The sequence below is a fragment of the Pandoraea sp. 64-18 genome (assembly GCF_001899225.1).
Taxonomy (GTDB): Bacteria; Pseudomonadota; Gammaproteobacteria; order Burkholderiales; family Burkholderiaceae; genus Pandoraea; species Pandoraea cepalis.
Genome location: NZ_MKVU01000007.1, coordinates 237001 through 255353 on the forward strand (window position 1 = coordinate 237001; position 18353 = coordinate 255353).

At 63.2% G+C, this 18353-nt stretch carries 19 protein-coding genes; 7 read left to right on the forward strand and 12 right to left on the reverse strand.

Features of this window, described 5'->3' with window-relative positions:
• Positions 1 to 87: 87 nt before the first annotated feature.
• The 10 genes from msrA to BGP02_RS06540 all read right to left on the reverse strand — a co-directional run bounded on the left by msrA (position 88) and on the right by BGP02_RS06540 (position 9803).
• Positions 88 to 663, reverse strand: coding sequence for a peptide-methionine (S)-S-oxide reductase MsrA (msrA, locus tag BGP02_RS06495; RefSeq protein ID WP_232424681.1), 576 nt, complete (start codon positions 661 to 663; stop codon positions 88 to 90).
• Between the two features lie 158 nt (positions 664 to 821).
• Positions 822 to 1769 (reverse strand): formimidoylglutamase, encoded by a 948-nt coding sequence (gene hutG, locus BGP02_RS06500; protein WP_286798231.1) that lies wholly within the window; start codon positions 1767 to 1769, stop codon positions 822 to 824.
• Positions 1770 to 1788: 19 nt separating this feature from the next.
• The gene (locus tag BGP02_RS06505; RefSeq protein WP_017235008.1) at positions 1789 to 2565 is read right to left on the reverse strand and encodes an amino acid ABC transporter ATP-binding protein; all 777 of its coding nucleotides are present in this window, start codon (positions 2563 to 2565) and stop codon (positions 1789 to 1791) included.
• Entirely contained in the window at positions 2562 to 3230 is a 669-nt protein-coding gene (locus BGP02_RS06510; RefSeq protein WP_017235007.1) for an amino acid ABC transporter permease, read from the reverse strand. The genes BGP02_RS06505 and BGP02_RS06510 overlap by 4 nt, the downstream gene beginning before the upstream one ends.
• 112 nt (positions 3231 to 3342) lie before the next feature.
• Positions 3343 to 4080, reverse strand: coding sequence for a transporter substrate-binding domain-containing protein (locus BGP02_RS06515; protein WP_017235006.1), 738 nt, complete (start codon positions 4078 to 4080; stop codon positions 3343 to 3345).
• A 37-nt stretch (positions 4081 to 4117) separates the two neighbouring features.
• Positions 4118 to 4864, reverse strand: coding sequence for an IclR family transcriptional regulator (locus BGP02_RS06520; RefSeq protein WP_017235005.1), 747 nt, complete (start codon positions 4862 to 4864; stop codon positions 4118 to 4120).
• 245 nt (positions 4865 to 5109) lie between these two features.
• On the reverse strand, positions 5110 to 6660 hold the full coding sequence (locus BGP02_RS06525) for a class I adenylate-forming enzyme family protein (protein ID WP_286798232.1): 1551 nt from the start codon (positions 6658 to 6660) through the stop codon (positions 5110 to 5112).
• Between the two features lie 45 nt (positions 6661 to 6705).
• Complete coding sequence (locus tag BGP02_RS06530) at positions 6706 to 7950, reverse strand: acyl-CoA dehydrogenase family protein (RefSeq protein WP_017235003.1); 1245 nt, start codon at positions 7948 to 7950, stop codon at positions 6706 to 6708.
• Between the two features lie 9 nt (positions 7951 to 7959).
• Positions 7960 to 8757: an alpha/beta fold hydrolase gene (locus BGP02_RS06535; RefSeq protein WP_261938155.1), complete on the reverse strand. Its 798-nt coding sequence runs from the start codon at positions 8755 to 8757 to the stop codon at positions 7960 to 7962.
• Positions 8754 to 9803, reverse strand: a complete 1050-nt coding sequence (locus BGP02_RS06540; protein ID WP_268566734.1) for a 2,5-dihydroxypyridine 5,6-dioxygenase NicX family protein — start codon at positions 9801 to 9803, stop codon at positions 8754 to 8756. The genes BGP02_RS06535 and BGP02_RS06540 overlap by 4 nt, the downstream gene beginning before the upstream one ends.
• Positions 9804 to 9963: 160 nt before the next feature.
• Between BGP02_RS06540 and BGP02_RS06545 the strand changes: the two genes are divergently transcribed.
• From BGP02_RS06545 to kynA, 5 genes are all read left to right on the forward strand, one after another.
• Positions 9964 to 10482: a flavin reductase family protein gene (locus tag BGP02_RS06545; RefSeq protein WP_130026652.1), complete on the forward strand. Its 519-nt coding sequence runs from the start codon at positions 9964 to 9966 to the stop codon at positions 10480 to 10482.
• Between the two features lie 8 nt (positions 10483 to 10490).
• Positions 10491 to 10955, forward strand: coding sequence for a MarR family winged helix-turn-helix transcriptional regulator (locus tag BGP02_RS06550; RefSeq protein ID WP_017231670.1), 465 nt, complete (start codon positions 10491 to 10493; stop codon positions 10953 to 10955).
• A 255-nt stretch (positions 10956 to 11210) separates the two neighbouring features.
• Positions 11211 to 11876: an arylformamidase gene (gene kynB, locus BGP02_RS06555; protein WP_017231669.1), complete on the forward strand. Its 666-nt coding sequence runs from the start codon at positions 11211 to 11213 to the stop codon at positions 11874 to 11876.
• Positions 11877 to 11951: 75 nt separating this feature from the next.
• Positions 11952 to 13205, forward strand: coding sequence for a kynureninase (gene kynU, locus BGP02_RS06560; protein ID WP_017231668.1), 1254 nt, complete (start codon positions 11952 to 11954; stop codon positions 13203 to 13205).
• Positions 13206 to 13221: 16 nt separating this feature from the next.
• A complete protein-coding gene (kynA, locus tag BGP02_RS06565; protein ID WP_268566735.1) occupies positions 13222 to 14190 on the forward strand; it encodes a tryptophan 2,3-dioxygenase in 969 nt (322 codons plus the stop codon).
• Between the two features lie 387 nt (positions 14191 to 14577).
• Here kynA and BGP02_RS06570 read toward each other — a convergent pair whose 3' ends face one another.
• Positions 14578 to 15426 carry an IclR family transcriptional regulator gene (locus BGP02_RS06570; protein ID WP_261938154.1) on the reverse strand — a complete coding sequence of 283 codons (849 nt, stop codon included), beginning with the start codon at positions 15424 to 15426 and terminating at the stop codon, positions 14578 to 14580.
• Positions 15427 to 15657: 231 nt separating this feature from the next.
• Between BGP02_RS06570 and BGP02_RS06575 the strand changes: the two genes are divergently transcribed.
• Positions 15658 to 16851, forward strand: a complete 1194-nt coding sequence (locus tag BGP02_RS06575; RefSeq protein ID WP_268566736.1) for an acyl-CoA dehydrogenase — start codon at positions 15658 to 15660, stop codon at positions 16849 to 16851.
• A gap of 258 nt (positions 16852 to 17109) precedes the next feature.
• Here the strand turns inward: BGP02_RS06575 and BGP02_RS06580 are convergent, their stop codons facing one another.
• Positions 17110 to 17748, reverse strand: a complete 639-nt coding sequence (locus tag BGP02_RS06580) for a peroxiredoxin (protein ID WP_017231664.1) — start codon at positions 17746 to 17748, stop codon at positions 17110 to 17112.
• Positions 17749 to 17953: 205 nt separating this feature from the next.
• On the opposite strand from BGP02_RS06580, the gene BGP02_RS06585 reads away from it, so the two are divergent.
• Positions 17954 to 18262, forward strand: a complete 309-nt coding sequence (locus BGP02_RS06585) for an ElaB/YgaM/YqjD family protein (protein ID WP_026131540.1) — start codon at positions 17954 to 17956, stop codon at positions 18260 to 18262.
• Positions 18263 to 18353: the final 91 nt, after the last annotated feature.

The following is an 18353-nucleotide window of genomic DNA, read 5'->3' on the forward strand; positions in this document are numbered from 1 at the left end:
CCGCAACGGCACGGTCCGTCGGCCAAGCCTCCCGAGCAACGCCCGCCGAACGCCCGTTGAGCGCCCGTTGAGCGCCCGCGGTCCGCGTTAAGCCGCCGTCTTGAGCCTGCGCGCAAACTTCTCGCGGAATTTCTTGAGCTTCGGCGCCACGACATACGCGCAGTAGCCCTGATCGGGATGCTGGCGGAAGTAATTCTGGTGATACGCTTCGGCGGGCCAGAACGTCTGCGCGGGCACCACTTGCGTGACGATCGGATGCGCATAGGTCATCTCGGCCATCAACTCGGCGATGAGATGTTCTGCCGCCGTTTTCTGCGCCTCGTCCTGATAGAAGATGGCGGAGCGATACTGCGTGCCGATGTCGTTGCCCTGGCGATTGACGGTCGTCGGATCGTGGATCTGGAAGAACACGATCAGCAGTTCCTCAAACGTGACGACGCCGGGGTCGTACGTCAGCCGCACCACTTCCGCGTGACCGGTCTCGCCCTCGCAGACTTGCTCGTAGGTCGGGTTGTCGACATGACCGCCCTCGTAGCCCGAGACTACGGACTTGACGCCATCGAGCTGCTGGTAGCAGGCCTCGAGGCACCAGAAACAACCACCGGCCAGCGTGGCAACTTCCATATGGGTATTGCTCAGGGAGTTCGTCTGCTCTGTCATCATGACCTCGCTTGTCGACTATGATTTTGCCGCGGCGCACCAAACCAATAGGGCGGGCGATCCATGGTTCGATCGCCCGCCCTATTGTCGCGCAGAAGTCCGGTGAACGGCGCAAATAACCCTATGCGGCCCGCATGTCGCGCCCGCGCATGACTAACGACCTAGCACTGAAATTGCGTGATGAGCGGATGCAGCAGACGCGCACCGACGCGGGCCGTGAGACCGTCGCGGTCGTACGTCGGGTTGTACTCGGCGATATCCGCCACGCGCAGCTTGCCCGAACGACGCACCACACCGATCAGCGCCTCGACCACTTCGAGCGCCACGCCATGAGCCGCCGGCGCCGACACCCCCGGCGCCTTCTCGCCCGGCAAAACGTCCATGTCGATGGTCAGGTACACGTGGCTCACCTCGGCGAGCATTGCATCGAGTCGTTCACACATCTCCGGCAGACGATGCGCCAACATGGCCTCATCGAGCCAATAGTCCACCTGCAACGCCGCCGCCCGCTCGAACAGTGCGTCCGTATTGCTGTAACGGCTCACGCCAAGACACGCGTAGCGGAAAGGCGCCTGTCGGCCCGCGAGCCACTGCGAGATTTGCCAGAAGGGGGTCCCCGAACTGGCGCTCGGCTGGGCACGCAAATCGAAGTGGGCGTCGAAGTTGAGGATCAGGATCGGCTCGTCGCGCAGGCGGTCGCCGAAATGCTCGGCCACGCCAAGGAATGTGCCGTAGGCGATCTCGTGTCCGCCGCCCAGTACCACCGGACGGGCGCCCGCCGCCAGTACCTCGGCCACGCGATGGCCGAGCGCGGCCTGCGCCGCTTCGAGCCGGCCGTCGGCACACACAATATTGCCGCCGTCGAACACCTCGGGCGAGCCCTGCACAGGCAAGCTCGCCAGCGCGCGACGCAGCATGTCCGGGCCGGCGACGGCGCCCAAACGTCCGTGATTCCGGCGTACGCCTTCGTCACTGCAAAACCCCAGCACAACGGCGCCACCCGCGACCTGCGACGCGTCGTAGTCGCGCAGCACCTGATGCAGACGCAGGGTGTGGCCGGCTTCACCGGTATCCACGCGGCCTTGCCAGACCGTTCGATCGATTGTCATACGTTTTGCCTGCCTTGCCTTACCGTGCAATAACCGCTTGCAGAAACTCCCGCGTACGCGCTTCGCGCGGCGCGGTGAAGATCTGCTCGGGCGACCCGGCTTCGATGATCCGGCCCTGGTCCATCACCACCACGACATCCGCCACTTCGCGTGCGAACCCCATCTCATGCGTGACGACGAGCATCGTCATGCCGTCGTTCGCCAGCGTCTTCATCACTTGCAGGACTTCGCCCACCAGTTCCGGATCGAGCGCCGACGTCGGCTCGTCGAACAACATGACCTGCGGCTGCATGGCCAGCGCGCGGGCAATCGCCACACGCTGCTTCTGGCCGCCCGAGAGCGTGCCGGGGAAGACGTCCGCCTTTGCAGCCAGCCCCACCTTTGCGAGCAGTTCGCGGGCCAGTGTCTCGGCCTCGGCGGCCTTCATGCCGCGCAGCTTGCGCGGCGCGAGCGTAACGTTCTCGAGCACCGTCAAGTGCGGGAACAGATTGAACGACTGGAACACCATGCCCACTTCGGTGCGCAGTTGATTGAGGGCGTTCTCGCCCATCATCTTGCCGTGATCGACGAGCTTGTGGCCGACAATCTCGATCGTGCCCTGCTCGGCCGTCTCCAGCCCGTTGCAGCAGCGCAGGAACGTACTCTTGCCCGAGCCGCTCGGGCCGATGACAACGACCACCTGGCGCGCATCGACTTCGAAATCGATGCCCTTGAGTACCTGAAGGCTACCGTAAGCCTTGCCCAGTCCTTCGATCTTCAGGATAGGCGCGCCGAATTCCTTCTTCGCTTCGTTCATTGCACGGCACCTCCGGCACGCAGGGACTTCTCGGCGCGCTGCAGCAGCAGCGTGGTGGTGCCGGTCAGAATCAGATAGACAAACGCAATCGCCAGATACACTTCGAGCGAGCGGTACGACACGCTGATGATCTTCTGGCCTTCGTGCATCACGTCGTGAATCGTGAGCAGCGACACCAGCGCAGAGTTCTTGATCAGCGCGATGAATTCATTGCCCAGCGGCGGGATCATGCGCACGATCGCCTGCGGCAGAATCACCGAACGCATGGCCATGCCGTAAGGCATGCCGAGCGAGCGGGCGGCTTCCATCTGACCACGTTCGATCGACTGGATGGCACCACGCACAATTTCCGAGACGTAGGCGCCGCTATAGATGCCCAGGCCCAGTACACCGCACAGGAATGCCGGCAGCAGAATGTTGAACTGCGGCAGGCCGAAGAACAAAATGAAGAGTTGCACCAGCAGCGGCGTACCGCGAATGAATGTGACGTAGGCGGTACAAATGCTGTAGCGAATGCGATGCGCCGGGTTCAGGCGGCCCATGCCGATCAGCAAACCCAACACGCAGCCCAGCGCCAGCGCGCAGGCCGTTACCTCGACGGTCACGAGCGCGCCCCGCGCGAGGTCTTGCCAGTTGGCCCACACCGGCGAAAAATCGAGTTCCATGCGTACTCCGTCAGTAGCTCTACGGCTTTATTGCGTCGGCGGGCGCCGTCTCCCCATTCGGGGCGACGATCCACCCGCCCGGTATTACGTTGGCATTACGTTGGTGAAAAACTTACTTCGCAGCACCGAAGTACTTGGTGACCAGCGCGGCGTAGGTGCCGTCGGCACGCACCTTCTCAAGCGCCTTGTTCATCTCGTTGGTCAGCTCGGTGTCGCCCTTGCGCACGGCAAAACCATAGCGCTCGACCGTCAGCGTCTTGTCGAGCACCTTCACGACCGGGTTCGCCTTGGCGTACAACAGCGCCGCAGGCTTGCCGGTCACGGCGGCGTCGGCGCGGCCAATCTTCACGAGTTCGAACATCTGGTCGTTCTTCTCGACTTCCACGCGCTCGACCTTCGGGTAGCTTTCCTTCAGGAACTGCACCGACTTCGTGCCCACCTGGACCGACACCTTCTTGCCGTTCAGGTCGGCCGGTTCCTTGATGGCCGTGTTGTCAGCCTTGACCAGAATCGCCAGACCGCCGGTGTAGTACGGATGCGTGAAATTCACGACCTTCAGGCGCTCGTCGGTGATATAGATCGCCGATGCAGCCACGTCGGCACGCTTTGACAGCACGGCCGGGATCAGGCCCTTGAAATCGATGTCGATCCACTCGATCTTCTTGCCCATGACCTTGCCGAGGGCTTCGATCATCTCGACGTCGAACCCGGTACGCTTGCCGTTTTCCACGTATTCGAACGGCGGGAAGGTCGCATCGGTGGCGACACGCAGCACGTCGTCGGCCGCGAAAACCTTGCTCGAGCAGGTGATGGCCAGCGCCATCGTGAACAGGATGTGACGCAATTTCATCTGGGACTCCTTCGTGTAGTCTCGGTCGGATAACCGGTTAAAAGTATTGCAATCGATTCGAAATACGCTCGGCTGCCGCCAACGTGAGGCGAATCAGCTCATCGTGGCGCTGAGCCACACGCACGGCCGGCGCCATCAAGGTGATGGTGCCTTCCAGACGCTCCTTGGCGGCGAACACCGGGGCCGACACGCCCCAGACGCCGAAGTCGACTTCGCTTTCGGACACCGCATACCGCTGCTTGCGGATCTCCTCGACCTGCGCAACCAGACGCTCCTGCGCCACCGGCTGGCCCGCCAGTTGTCGGCTGATCAAGCTCTCGCGCGTGGCTTGCGGCAGGAACGAGAGCAGCGCCTTGGCGGAAGCGCCATGCACCAGCGGGTGGGCACGCCCCTTCGCAAAGGAGCAACGCAGCGATTGCTCGCTCTCGTGCATATCAAGGCAAACGACCTGGCCATTCGCGGCGACCAGCAGACCCACGGTCTCGCCGGTGCGCTGCACGAGGGCTTCGATTTCTTCGCGTGCCTGAGTGACAAGATGCGAGTTGTGGTCGAAACCCCACGCCAATTGCACGCCGACCGGGCCCGGTTCGTAGAGCGCCTCATGGGCGTGCTCCTGCACCAGGCCCCACTTCTTGAGCGGCACGAGGTGGCGGTAAACGGTAGAGAGCGGCAAGCTCGTTTGCGCGGCGATCTCGCGTGCCGCGATCGGTCGTCCATGACGTGCGACCGTCACAAGCACTTGCAACACGCGCTCTGAGACCGATTGCGCTTCGGTGGTGTCCATCGTCTTAAAAAGCCAAAGAAAGCAAAGAAATCAGCGGGCTACCCCGTTGATGACGACATGGGCGCTATCTTGCGACGCAATTCCCAAAGTAAAAAATTGAATTCCCACCGGATGGTAACAATCCAAAGGATTACGCATAGGGATTTTCCCTTACGCATTACGCGGGCGACGCACAAAAAAACGCCGAACCCCTTATGAAACAAGGGATTCGGCGTTTTTCAGCGAACACCGGGTGATCTTTTTTATTATCGACCGAGCATCGACGTTTGCGATTCGGAGGCGGCCGATAACCAGCCAATGAGAATCGGCTTCTGTACTTTCCCAAGGGCGCTCTTCGGCAGCGCGTCGACGATGACCACCCGTCGCGGCAATTTGAAGCGAGCGATGCGTGCGCCGAGGAAATCGAGCACGGATTGTTGCGTCGCGCTCGCCGATGACGCGGACACGACGACGGCAACGGGCACCTCGCCCCATCGCTCATCCGGCACCCCGACGACAGCGGCCTCCAACACGCCCGGACAGTCGACCAGCGCGTTTTCAATTTCTGCCGGATAGATGTTCTCGCCGCCCGAGATGATCATGTCCTTGCTGCGACCCACGACTTCGAAACAGCCGTCGTCGCGCAACCGTGCCAGATCGCCGGAGTGAAACCAGCCGCCTTCAAATGAAGCGTGGTCCGGCGCGCGCCAGTACTCGCGCATCACATTCGGCGCGCGCACGAGAATCTCGCCAACCTCTCCGGCGAGAACCGGCCGGCCCGCGGCATCGGTCAGGCGGACTTCCACGCCGGGGCACGCCCGGCCAACCGTGCCGGGATGTGCCTTCGCCTCGCCGAAGCGCAACGCGATCGACACCGGCCCGGTCTCGGTCGCGCCATAGACTTGCCCGAGCGGGATGCCGCGCGCATGGAAGGCGTCGATGGCCGACATCGGCACAACGCTGGACCCGGCCATCACGCCGCGCAACGAGGACAGATCGGTCGTCTGCCATAGCGGGTGGCATTGCACCGCGCGCATTGTCGCGGGCACCATCAACGACAGCGTCGGCCGATGTTTCGCCACGTCGGTGAGCCAGGCGGCCGGATCGAAGCGCGGATGCAACGTAACGCTCGCCCCGCGCAACAGCGCCGGTAACGTCTGGATGCACAAACCGCCGACGTGGAACATCGGCAAGGTCGAGAGGACGTGGTCTTCGGCACGCATCTCGTGCGCCCACCAACTGGCCTCGGCGTTGGCCAGCAGCCCGGCCTGTGTGTGCAAGGCCCCCTTGGGCTCGCCCGTTGTGCCCGACGTATAGGCGAGCAACACGGGGGCATCGGCGGCAACGTCCGGGTAATCGACCGGCTTGATCGACGGCACCGCGATCAGCCCTTCGATCGACGCAATGGCCGGTGGCGGCAGCTCAGTGTCGCCGATGACTTCGAGCGCATCGCGAATCTGACGGGCCATGTCGCGGTGCGTCGCGTCTGACCAAAGCACGCGCACCCCGGCATGGCGCACGATGGCCGCCAGTTCGGGAACGGCGAGACGGAAATTCAGCGGCAGGAAGATGGCGCCGGCACGTGCGCACGCGAACAACAGCGCCAGTTGCAGCTCGTCGTTCAGCCCCAGGCACGCGACGCGCTCGCCCGGGGCGATCCGCCACGTGCCGCGCAGATGGCCGCCCACACGTTCGATGCGGCGCCAAAGTGCGGCGAAGTCGGTCTGCTGCGCTTCGTCGCCAACGCCGCAGCGCAGCGCCAGCCGCTGCGGCGTGGCACGTGCGTGACGGGCAAGCGCTTCTACAAAGGGCGTCAACTGATTCTCCGTGACAAGAGAGACGGTGAGGCGTGAGTGCGTAGCTTACTCGTCGCGCTCGCCCGGTTCGTAAAGCGCCTCGCGGCCGATGCGATCGAGGCACAGCTCCGCGGTCCAGGGCAACATCAGCGCACCGCAACGCGAATCACGATACAGGCGTTCGAGCGGCAGCGTCTTGAGCATCGACTGTCCGCCGCACGTACGAATGGCCAGACGGCACAGCTCGTTGGCATTCTCCATGATCGTGTACTGCGCCGCATAGGCGCGCAGACGCGCCTCCTTGCCCGGGTCGGCCCGGCCGTCCTGCAACGCGCGCAGGAAAAGCGCGCGCGTCTGCTCGAGCATGATGTGCATCTGCGCGACGGCAATCTGCTTGGTCGGATACATACGACGCTTGACTGGCGCCCCCATGCCCTCGGCTTCCCCTCGCAAATAGCGCACGGTGAAATCGTACGCGGCCTGAGCGATACCCATGTACGTCGGGGCCAGCGTCATGAACATGTGCGGCCAACGGCTGGCGGCCTGATAGTAAACGCCGCGCGGCATCAATTGCAGTTCGTCGGGAACGAACACATCCTTAAAAAGCAGCGTGCGCGAGACGGTGCCGCGCATGCCGAGCGGATCCCAGTCGCCGGTCACGGTGACGCCCGGGGCGTCGCCGGGCACCGCGATATAGAACGTGTCCTTCATCGACAACTCGGGCTTGTCTTCGGTGCACAGCACGCCGTAGTAGTTCGCCGCCCCCGAGAGCGACGCGAAGATCTTGCGTCCGTTGATCTTCCACCCGCCGTCGACTTTCGTCGCCGTCGTGCCGAACGGCGCCTTGCCCGCCGCGGCCGCGCTGCCCTCGGAGAACGGTTGCGCATAGATCGCCCCGTCCTGGATCACGCGCGCGAAGTGATGCTCGCGATAGCGCGCATGCTCGGCGCGTTGCTCGGGCGTCATGTCGAGATCGTCGGCGAGAATGCCGGTCCACATCATCGAACATGTGTGCATGTTGAACGTAAGCGCCGTCGCACCGCAATGGCGGCCCAGTTCGGCGGAGACCATCATGTACGTGGCGAAATCGGCGCCCAGGCCGCCGTCCGATTCGGGAATGCACAACTTCAGCAAACCGGCGGCGCGCATGTCGTCGTAGTTCTCGAACGGGAACGACGCTTCGCGATCCCAGCGGGCGGCGCGCGGCGCGAGCGACTCGCGTCCCACCTGCTCGGCCAGCGCCAGCAGGCGCCGTTGCTTGTCCGTGAGCGGATGATGCTCGCCGACGATCGAAGGGGGCTGATAGGCCACGGTGGTCTCCTAGAGTGATTCGAGGAAGGCGCGCACCTCGGCATTGAATTCCGCCGGATGCGTCAGATTCATGAGATGCCCGGCGCCGGGCAGGCAAACGTAGCGCGCCGCCGGGATGGCGTCGGCCATGCGCGCCATGACTTTCGCTGGCGCGTTGGCGTCGTGCTCACCGGCGATCAGCAGCACCGGCACGGCAAGACGCGCGAGTGCGGCGCGCTGTTCGAAACCGACCAGCGCCTGGAGCGCCGCGCGGTAGGCCGCGGGCGTGAGCGCGCCCATCGCATCGACGGCCAGTGTGTGCGCACTCGCGCGCGCGGTCGCGGATGGGTCGCCAAGCATGCCCGGCACGATGGCTTCAGCCATTTCGCGCAAGGTCTTGCCTGCGTCGAGCGGGGCGGTGCGCTGCCGCACGAACTCGCGCTGAAAGTCGCCGTCGGGCTTGCCGAACGCGGGCGACGTGCCGCACAGGATCAGCGCGGCGATATCGCGCGTGAACGGCGCGCCGCGCGCCATCAGCTCCTGCGCGACCATGCCGCCCATGCTGTGGCCGACGAGCACGAAACGCGAGGGCCCCAACGCGTCGAGCAGCGTTCGCAAGCGGTCGGCCAGCGCCGCCATTGTCGCCTCGGCGGGCATGGCGCTCTCGCCGTAACCGGGCATGTCCCAGGCGGCCACGCGATAACCGGCCGCCACGAACATCTCGAATTGCGCGGGCCACACGTGACGATTGCCGCCGATGCCATGCAGCAGCACGAGCGTGAGCGGGCCGTCACCGGCGATGCGACAGGCGGGCACGAGGCGCGTCATGACGCGAACTCGCCTTGCAATTGCCCGTCGCGCACCACGACGTCGCCGTCGAGCGCGATCGTGCAACGCCGCAGCGGCAGGTCGAAATGCCCGAGCGTGTGACGTCCCGCCACTTCGTTGGCACCGGTCGAGTACAGGAAGTTGCCCGCAAAGGCGCGCTGCTCGGTGCCGTTGCAATCGCGTTTGTCGTAACAGGCGAGTGCGTCCCAGCGGGCACGAGGGTTCAGGCCGAAGCCGACGTGCGAGACGGCATAGGCGTCGCGATCGCCCCACGCCGCGAAGTAGTCGCGCATGAGGTCGACGTCCACACCTTCGCCATCGATGGCGACGACATAGTCGTCTTCGACGGTGAGCGCGATGCGATCGCGTAGATATTGCTTGAATGTGAGGTTGATGTCGCCGGGGGCCAGCACAAGCTGTCCGTTCACGCTGTGCGCGGCGGGAAATGCCAGCGCCAGACCGCCCGGCCAGTGGGCCACCTGCCCCGGCTTGGCGCACCAGCCCCAGACGCCGCCCACACGCGCATCGCGAAGCCCGATGCGCAGATCGGTACCGGCGGCGGAGGTGACGTGCATTTGGGCGGCTGCGCGCAAACGCTTGATCGCGGCGCGCACTATCGGTTCGAGCGCCGGATCGGTCGCGCAACGTTCCAGAATTTCGGGATGTTCGTTCGAGACCATCAACACGCGCGCACCGCCGCCGAGAATGTCGGGCAGTTCAGGGGCATGCAACAGGCCTTCGACCGTGCAGTCGACGACCAGTGTGGCCGCCTTGAGCGCGGCGACGACGGGCGCCAACCCACCCAGCGCGTCGCTCGCGCCGGTCGAGCGCACCGGCACCGGCGCACTCACGCGCCGACTCGGCACGACCAGCCGAAATGGCGCGGCGCCAAGCGATTCGGCGGCAAGTTGCGCTAATTCCACGTTGACAGGCCGGGATTGCGTTTCGGCTACAATCGCCACCACATCACCGGGTCCGATACCGCAGCGCCGCAAGGTCTCGGCAAATACGTCGATCCACTTATGCTCGATTCGCTCGATCAGCATATCGTCTCCTGAGCGTCTGACCTTCTCGCCTGCCGGGGACATTCCCCTCTGGCACGCGGCTGGCCGTCATGCGTCTTGTCGATCTGTTGTTCGTGCCATAGTATATGAATATTCATACAAATCAACCCGATCAAATTTGCCGGACGGGAGTGCAGGGACAGTGAACGCCAAACGCGCCTCAGCGCCAGATTTCGACAACGCGGCCTTTCGTCATGCGCTCGGTCAATTCGCGACCGGGGTGACCGTGATTACCACGCGCGCCGACGACGGATCGCTTATCGGGATCACCGCCAGTTCGTTCAACTCAGTGTCGCTCACGCCGCCGCTCATTCTGTGGAGTCTTGCCACGCGCGCAGGCAGCATGCCGGTCTTTCGCGAGAACTCGCACTATGCCGTGAATGTGCTGGCGTCCGATCAACTTGACATCTGCAAGCGTTTTGCCACGATGAAGGGCGACCGTTTTGCGGGTGTGCCTTATACGCTCTCTGCGTCGGGCACGCCGGTTCTCGACGGTGCGCTGGCCTGGTTCGAATGTCATAACCGCAGCCGCTACGACGAAGGCGACCACGTCATCTTTGTTGGCGAAGTCGAGCGTTGCGGCGTACATGCCGACGTTGGCGAGCGCATGCCGCTGATCTTCCACGCCGGTGGCTTCCACAAGCCGCAGTCGCTCGGCTGAGCCGCCTCATGTCTGCCGCCGGTGCACCGTTCGTCGACGACTACCTGGCCTATCTGCTCGCGCGCGCGAGCACGCTGGTGTCCGACGAATTTCACCGTGAAGTCGCGGCGGCCGGGCTCGGTGTGACGGAGTGGCGTGTTCTCGCCACGCTCTCCGACGGTCGCGCGCGCACCATCAATCAACTGGCCGACATCGTGCTCGCCAAGCAGCCGACGCTCACCAAGATCGTCGACCGGCTCGAAGCGACCGGCGACGTCGTGCGCGGCGAGAGCGCCACGGACCGCCGCCAGTCGATGGTCTCGCTCACCCAGGCCGGACGTGAGCGCGTAACCCCGCTGCTCGCCAGCGCGCGACGTCACGAAGCCGGCGTGCTCGCCCGCTTCGGTACAGAACAATCCACCTTGCTCAAAGCGACCCTGCGCCGGTTGATCGACGAGATGACGCAGGGGACGTCGGGACCGTCTGGAACGTAAGGGACACAGCGGGCGCAACGCCCGTGTAGGCGCATTCCGATCACCGCGCGGCAGCGTCCGAAATCGCAGATCGCCTTGCGCGGCGAATCGTCGAATATTCGATCACTTCGCAATCTTGTCGAATATTCTTTCCTAAAATTAAGAAAATACGATTTTTTCGATCAATTTCACGCCTCGCCATCCCCGAATACGCAAGCACTTGCGAAGCGAATTCTTCTAAGATGCGCATATCGATTGACGATTTTGCGCACACCCATGACCGAACCCCGCCACCGCCCAGCCAACACGCCCGTCGAGCGCCGCGTGTGGGATATCAGCGCGCCACTCTCGAGCGACACGCCGGTCTGGCCCGGTGACACGCCGTTCTCGGAACAGTCGGTGTGGCAGATCGGACCGGGCTGCCCGGTCAACGTCGGGCGCATCACGCTGTCGCCGCATACGGGCGCCCACGCCGACGCGCCGCGTCATTACGACGACGACGGCGCCTTTATCGGGGAAGTGGCGCTTGAGACTTATCTTGGGCCGTGCCGGGTCATTCATTGCGTTGGCGCGTCGCCGGTCGTCACGCCGGATCGGGTGGCCCCCTACCTGACAGACGTGCCGCCACGCGTGCTATTGCGCACGTATGCACAGGCCCCCGTCGCTCGCTGGGACAGTGCGTTTTGCGCCGTCGCGCCCGAGACGATCGACCTGCTCGCGGCGCATGGGGTGAAGTTGGTCGGAATCGACACGCCGTCGCTCGATCCCCAGGAGAGCAAGACGATGGACGCCCACCACCGCATTCGGGCGCATCGCATGGCGATCCTCGAAGGACTGGTGCTCGATGCCATTGCACCGTCCGATTACGAACTCATCGCATTGCCGCTCAAGTTCATGCGACTCGATGCGAGTCCGGTGCGTGCGGTGCTGCGCTCGCTTTGAGCGACACATACCGCGCCGAGCGCATGACACACGACTTCCATTTTCCGCATTGCTTTCACTGACAAAACGCAAACCATGACGTCTTCTCGCAACGAATGCCTGGCCCTTGACGCGGCCGATCCGCTCGCCGCGCTGCGCGCCCAATTCGATCTGCCGCCCGGCGTGATCTATCTCGACGGCAACTCGCTGGGGGCGCGCCCGGTGGCCTCGGCCCAACGCGCCCAGGAGGTGATTACGGCCGAATGGGGCGTGGGTCTCATCCGCAGCTGGAACGAGGCCGATTGGTTCGCGCTGCCGCGCACGCTCGGCGACGCCCTGGCCCCCATCGTCGGTGCTGGCAAAGGCGAAGTGGTGGTGACGGACACCACGTCGAGCAACCTCTTCAAAGTGATGGCCGCCGCCCTTGATGCGCAGCGCACCCTCGCGCCGCAACGCAAGGTGGTTGTCTCCGAGCGCAGCAACTTCCCGACCGACCTGTACATCGTGCAAGGCCTCACGCGCCTGCTCGACGACGGTTACTCGCTGCGCCTGATCGATTCGCCGGAAGAACTCCCTGCCGCGCTGGGCGACGACGTCGCCGTGGTGTTGCTCACGCATGTGAACTATCGCACCGGCGCCATGTACGACATGGCCGCGCGTACGGCCGAGATTCACGCAGCCGGTGCGCTGTGCGTGTGGGATCTGTGCCACTCCGCCGGTGCGGTGCCTGTCGATCTGAACGGCGCCAACGCCGACTACGCCGTGGGTTGCACGTACAAATATCTGAATGGCGGTCCAGGGGCCCCCGCATTCGTCTGGGTTAACAAGCGTCTTCAAGATACCTTCTGGCAGCCGCTGTCGGGTTGGTGGGGCCATCGCACGCCGTTCGCGATGCAGCCGGAATACACGCCGGACAATGGCATCGGGCGCTACCTGTGCGGCACGCAGCCGATCGTCTCGCTTTCGCTGGTGCAGTGCGGTCTCGATATTTTCGCGCAGACCTCGATGGACGCCCTGCGTCGCAAATCGCTGGCGCTGACGGATCTGTTCATCGAACTGGTGGAAGCGCGTTGCGCCGAATTCCCGCTCACGCTGGTGACGCCGCGCGCTCACGCGGCGCGCGGGTCGCAGGTAAGCTTCGAACATCCGGAGGGGTTCGCCGTGATTCAGGCGCTGATCGCGCGCGGCGTGATCGGCGACTATCGCGAGCCGCGCATCATGCGCTTCGGCATGACACCGCTTTATACGAGCTTTGCCGATGTCTGGGATTCTGTCGAAATTTTGCGTGACGTGCTGACCACGGGTTCGTGGGACAAGCCCGAGTTTCGTCGCCGCGGCGCGGTGACCTGAGCGAGGAGTCATAAGCATGAGCAAGACCCCTTCCTGCGCGCCCGACCCGCAGAACATCCCGGCCCAGACGACGCCCGCATCGGGCGGGTGCCCGTTCGGCCATCAAGGCCCGGACGACGCAACGCCGGACGCATCGTCCGCACCGGCGGATGCGCCGACCGATGCCACGCAATGGCATGAGGCGAAGCTCGATTTTTCGAAGAGCATGAGCTACGGCGACTACCTGTCGCTCGATCCAATTCTGAATGCACAGCATCCGCGCTCGACCGACCACAACGAGATGCTGTTCATCATCCAGCATCAGACGAGCGAGCTGTGGATGAAGCTTGCCCTCTACGAGTTGCAGGCGGCCCGTACGGCGGTGCACAACGACGACCTGCCCCCCGCGTTCAAAATGCTCGCCCGCGTGTCGCGCATTCTCGAGCAACTCGTGCAGGCGTGGAGCGTTCTCGCGACGATGACACCGTCGGAGTATTCGTCGATGCGCCCGTCGCTGGGCAGCTCATCGGGCTTTCAGTCGTATCAGTACCGCATTCTGGAATTCATGCTGGGCAACAAGAATGCGGCGATGTTGAAGCCCCATTCGCATCGCCCCGATGTCTTCGCGCAGGTGCAGGCCGCGCTGGGCGCCCCTTCGTTCTACGACGAGGTGGTGCGCCTTCTGGCACGGCGCGGATTTGCCATTGCCCCTGAACGCCTGGAACGCGACTGGACGACGCCGACGCCGCACGATGCCACCGTCGAGGCCGCATGGCTCGAGGTATATCGCAACCCATCGCAACACTGGGAACTGTACGAGATGGCCGAGGAACTGGTCGATCTCGAAGACGCGTTCCGGCAATGGCGCTTCCGCCACGTCACGACGGTCGAGCGCATCATCGGCTTCAAACAAGGCACCGGTGGTACCAATGGCGCCCCCTACTTGCGCAAGATGCTCGATGTCGTACTGTTCCCCGAGCTTTGGCATGTGCGAACGTTGCTGTGAGGTTTTTTTCAGTGCGCTGATGACACCCATCGCATAGATTCGCACGCAGCCCTGTCACATGCCCAGGGCTGCGGCGCTTGCCCGTCCCCTGACTCCGCTCCAATGCCGGTTAAGTCGCTACGTCAGGGGACGGACAATCACCGCCATCGTGCGCCCCTACGTTCCCCTGCTCGTTCCCGCTCGTCTCTGCTCGTCTCTGCTGTCATTACTGCGGTCGTTTTGGCTTTGTTGGCCGGGTCGTGTTGGTGGGTGTCGTCGCGTCGAAGGCGGTTGCGAATCGGGTTGGGGGCCGCCCGCGGTGCGACTTAACCGGCAATGGAGTGCCGCGGGCGGCCCCCAACCCGATGGACCACCGCCGTTTGCCGGCTTTTGCCGACTTACACCGACTTACACCTGCCCACTGAGGCGCGCGGCGAGTTGCTTCAATCGGGGTGCGATCTCCTCGCGGAAGACCGCATCCGGAATCGATGACGACGGGCCGCTGCAACTGATCGCGAGCCATCGGTTCTGTCTCACGTCGCGCAACGGCACCGCGACCGCGTTCACCCCTTCATGCCAATCGCGAAACGAATAGCAACACCCCTCGCGCCGGTACGTCTCGATGCCCTTGTCGACGCCCAACTTCAGCGCGTCCCAACCGACATTGCGCAGCGCCGTCGGATTCGCGTCATAGGCATCGTGCAGATCGGCCAGTAACGTCTCCCGCTCGACAGGCGTCATGGCCGCCAGGTAGACGCGCCCCATCGAACTCGTCAACATCGACAAGCGTGATCCTGCCGTCAGGCCCAGCGTGAGATGCGCCGAATCGCTGCGGATGGTCTCGAGATACATCATGTCGATGCCCTCCCGGCAACCGAGCGAAATGGAACACCCCATTTCCTTGGCCAGCGCGCGCATGTGCGGACGTGCCAGCGTCAGCATGTCGGTGCCGTTCAGGAAGGCATATCCCAGCGCCAGCACGCCGGCGTCGAGCGCGTACTTGCCCAAATCGGCGTCGTAACGCAAATAGCCCAATTCAGTGAGCGTGTAGGCCAGCCGGCTGACGGTCGCCTTCGGCAGCCCGGTGCGCGCGGCGAAGTCGCGATTGCCCAACAGGACATCGTCAGGCCCAAAGGCACGCAACAGCTCAAGACCACGTGCCAGCGCCGTGACGAACTTGCGCTCGTCATGTGACGGCGGCACACCATGCGCCGGCGCACCGGCAAAGGCAGACAGGGACGTTTTGACCACAACCATCGCGCGCTCCGCATCAAAAAGGGGCGACCCGCGCAACAAGTGACCGTTGCCGAGCCAAAAATTTTAGTGTTAAACTAACTTCAGTTTTGGAACATTGTTCCGCATTGCGGAACTTTAGTCAAGTCGGAGCACGTCATGGGTTCGGGTGGCCACAAGGTCCGCCGGCCGATCAGGCGGGGCCGACGAGAATTGTGTCAGCGCATTTTTCGAGAACATCGGAGGAGATAGGTCATGGCAGGCAATGCACAGTTTCAATGGGAAGATCCGCTGTTGCTCGATGCGCAGCTCACCAGCGAGGAGCGCATGATTCGCGACGCGGCAGCCGCCTACGCGAACGACAAGCTCGCACCGCGCGTGCTCGAGGCGTTTCGTCACGAGCGCACCGACGCGGCCATCTTCCGCGAGATGGGCGAGATCGGCCTGCTCGGCCCGACGATTCCTGAAGCCTACGGTGGCCCGGGCTTGAACTATGTGGCCTACGGCCTGATTGCGCGTGAAGTCGAACGCGTGGATTCGGGCTATCGTTCGATGATGTCGGTGCAGTCGTCGCTCGTCATGGTGCCAATCTTCGAATTCGGCAGCGAAGCGCAGAAGCAGAAGTACCTGCCGAAGCTGGTCAGCGGCGAATGGATCGGCTGCTTTGGCCTGACGGAACCCAACCACGGTTCCGACCCCGCCGGCATGACCACGCGCGCCAAGAAGGTCGCCGGTGGCTATGAGTTGAGCGGCAGCAAGATGTGGATCACCAACTCACCGATCGCTGACGTCTTCGTCGTCTGGGGCAAGCTCGCCGACGAGAGTGGCGAGGAGAAGATTCGCGGCTTTATTCTGGAAAAGGGCTGGCAGGGGCTCTCCGCCCCGGCGATTCACGGCAAGGTCGGTCTGCGGGCGTCGATCACCGGCGAGATCGTGATGGACCAGGTGTTCGTGCCCGAAGAGAATCTGATGCCGGGCGTCTCTGGCCTGAAGGGCCCGTTCACCTGCCTGAACTCGGCCCGCTACGGCATCGCCTGGGGTGCACTGGGTGCCGCCGAATTCTGCTGGCACACAGCACGCCAGTATGTGCTCGACCGTCAGCAGTTCGGTCGCCCGCTCGCCGCCAATCAGTTGATCCAGAAGAAACTGGCCGACATGCAGACGGAAATTACGTTGGGTCTGCAAGGCTGCCTGCGCCTGGGGCGCATGAAGGACGAGGGCACCGCCGCCGTCGAGATCACCTCGATCATGAAGCGCAACTCGTGCGGCAAGGCCCTTGATGTTGCCCGTCTCGCGCGCGACATGCTAGGGGGCAACGGCATCTCCGATGAGTTCGGCATCGCCCGCCATCTGGTGAACCTCGAAGTAGTCAACACCTACGAAGGCACACACGACATTCACGCCCTGATCCTCGGGCGCGCACAGACCGGCATCCAGGCGTTCTTCTGATTGTCGTCGCATCACATCCAATCGATCGATTCGATCGATTGGATGGGTTCAATACCCTACACCGCGCGTCGCTCGCGCGGCGTAGGGCACTTGTCTGGTACGCGTCGTTTCTCAGGCCGCAAGTCGCGGGCCGTCAATCCCCCGGGCGACGGCGCGTACCAAACAACAATGCCAGCGCTCTCGCGCTGGCATTTTCCGTTTCAGCGTCCGTCGAACAACGTCGACATTCGTCGACAGCGTTCCGACATGCAAGCCGGATTACTTGTTCGGCTGCGGCGTGAGACGCAGGTAGGGACGCACGACCTTGTAGCCCTTCGGGAATTTCTCCTTCAGCACGGCTTCGTCCTTGATCGACGGTACGATCACGACGTCTTCGCCATCTTTCCAGTTACCCGGCGTCGCCACCGAGTAGTTATCGGTCAGTTGCAGCGAATCGATCACGCGCAGGATTTCGTCGAAGTTGCGCCCCGTGCTGGCCGGATACGTAATGGTCAGGCGCACCTTCTTCTTCGGATCGATCACGAACAGCGAGCGAACGGTCACGGTTTCGCTGGCGTTCGGATGGATCATGTCATAGAGCTGCGACACCTTGCGATCGCCGTCGGCGAGGATCGGAAAGTTGACCGTCGTGTGCTGCGTTTCGTTAATGTCGTTGATCCAGCCTTTGTGCGACTCGGCATCGTCCACCGACAATGCGATGGCCTTTACGTTGCGCTTTTCGAACTCACCCTTGAGTTTGGCGGTCAGACCGAGCTCGGTCGTGCACACCGGCGTGTAATCGGCCGGGTGCGAGAAGAGCACCCCCCAGCTGTCGCCGAGAAATTCGTGGAACTTGATTTTGCCAACCGACGAGTCTTGCTCGAAATCGGGGGCAATGTCACCCAAACGCAATGTCATTTACAGTCTCCTTGAGATCCGTCAACTCAGTGGGGTAAAGACTAAAGGATGCTAACCTTTGCCAGAACGAATAAAAAATTTGGTGCAAATAATTATTCGAAATATAAGGCGGTTGGGACGTTGTTTTCTGGCAACGACGCATTGAACGCGTTACGATGTGACTCATATCCCTCTCGCATTTTCCTCCCAAAATCGGGTAACGACCATGTCGCAAGTCCCTACCAACAAGGAGAAGTTCATGACCGATATCAAATCCGTATTGGCCGACGCCGAAGATCTGCTCAAGCAAGCCGCCAACACGACCGGTGAGCGTGCCTCCGAACTGAGCGACAAGGCCCTGGCGCTGCTCAAGCAGGCCAAGGAAAAAGCCTCCGACGTGCAGGTTGTCGTCGTGGAGAAGAGCAAGCAGGCGGCGCGCGTGACCGACGACTACGTTCACGACCATCCGTGGCAAGCCGTGGGCATTGCCGCCGGCATCGGCGTGGTGATCGGCCTCCTGCTCAACCGTAAGTAAGTTACGCCGACGCAAGTCACTTCCTCGCCTACTCTGCCCAAGGCGGAGTCCACCTGACCGGCGCGACGGGTCAGGTGGGCCGCCAAGCCCA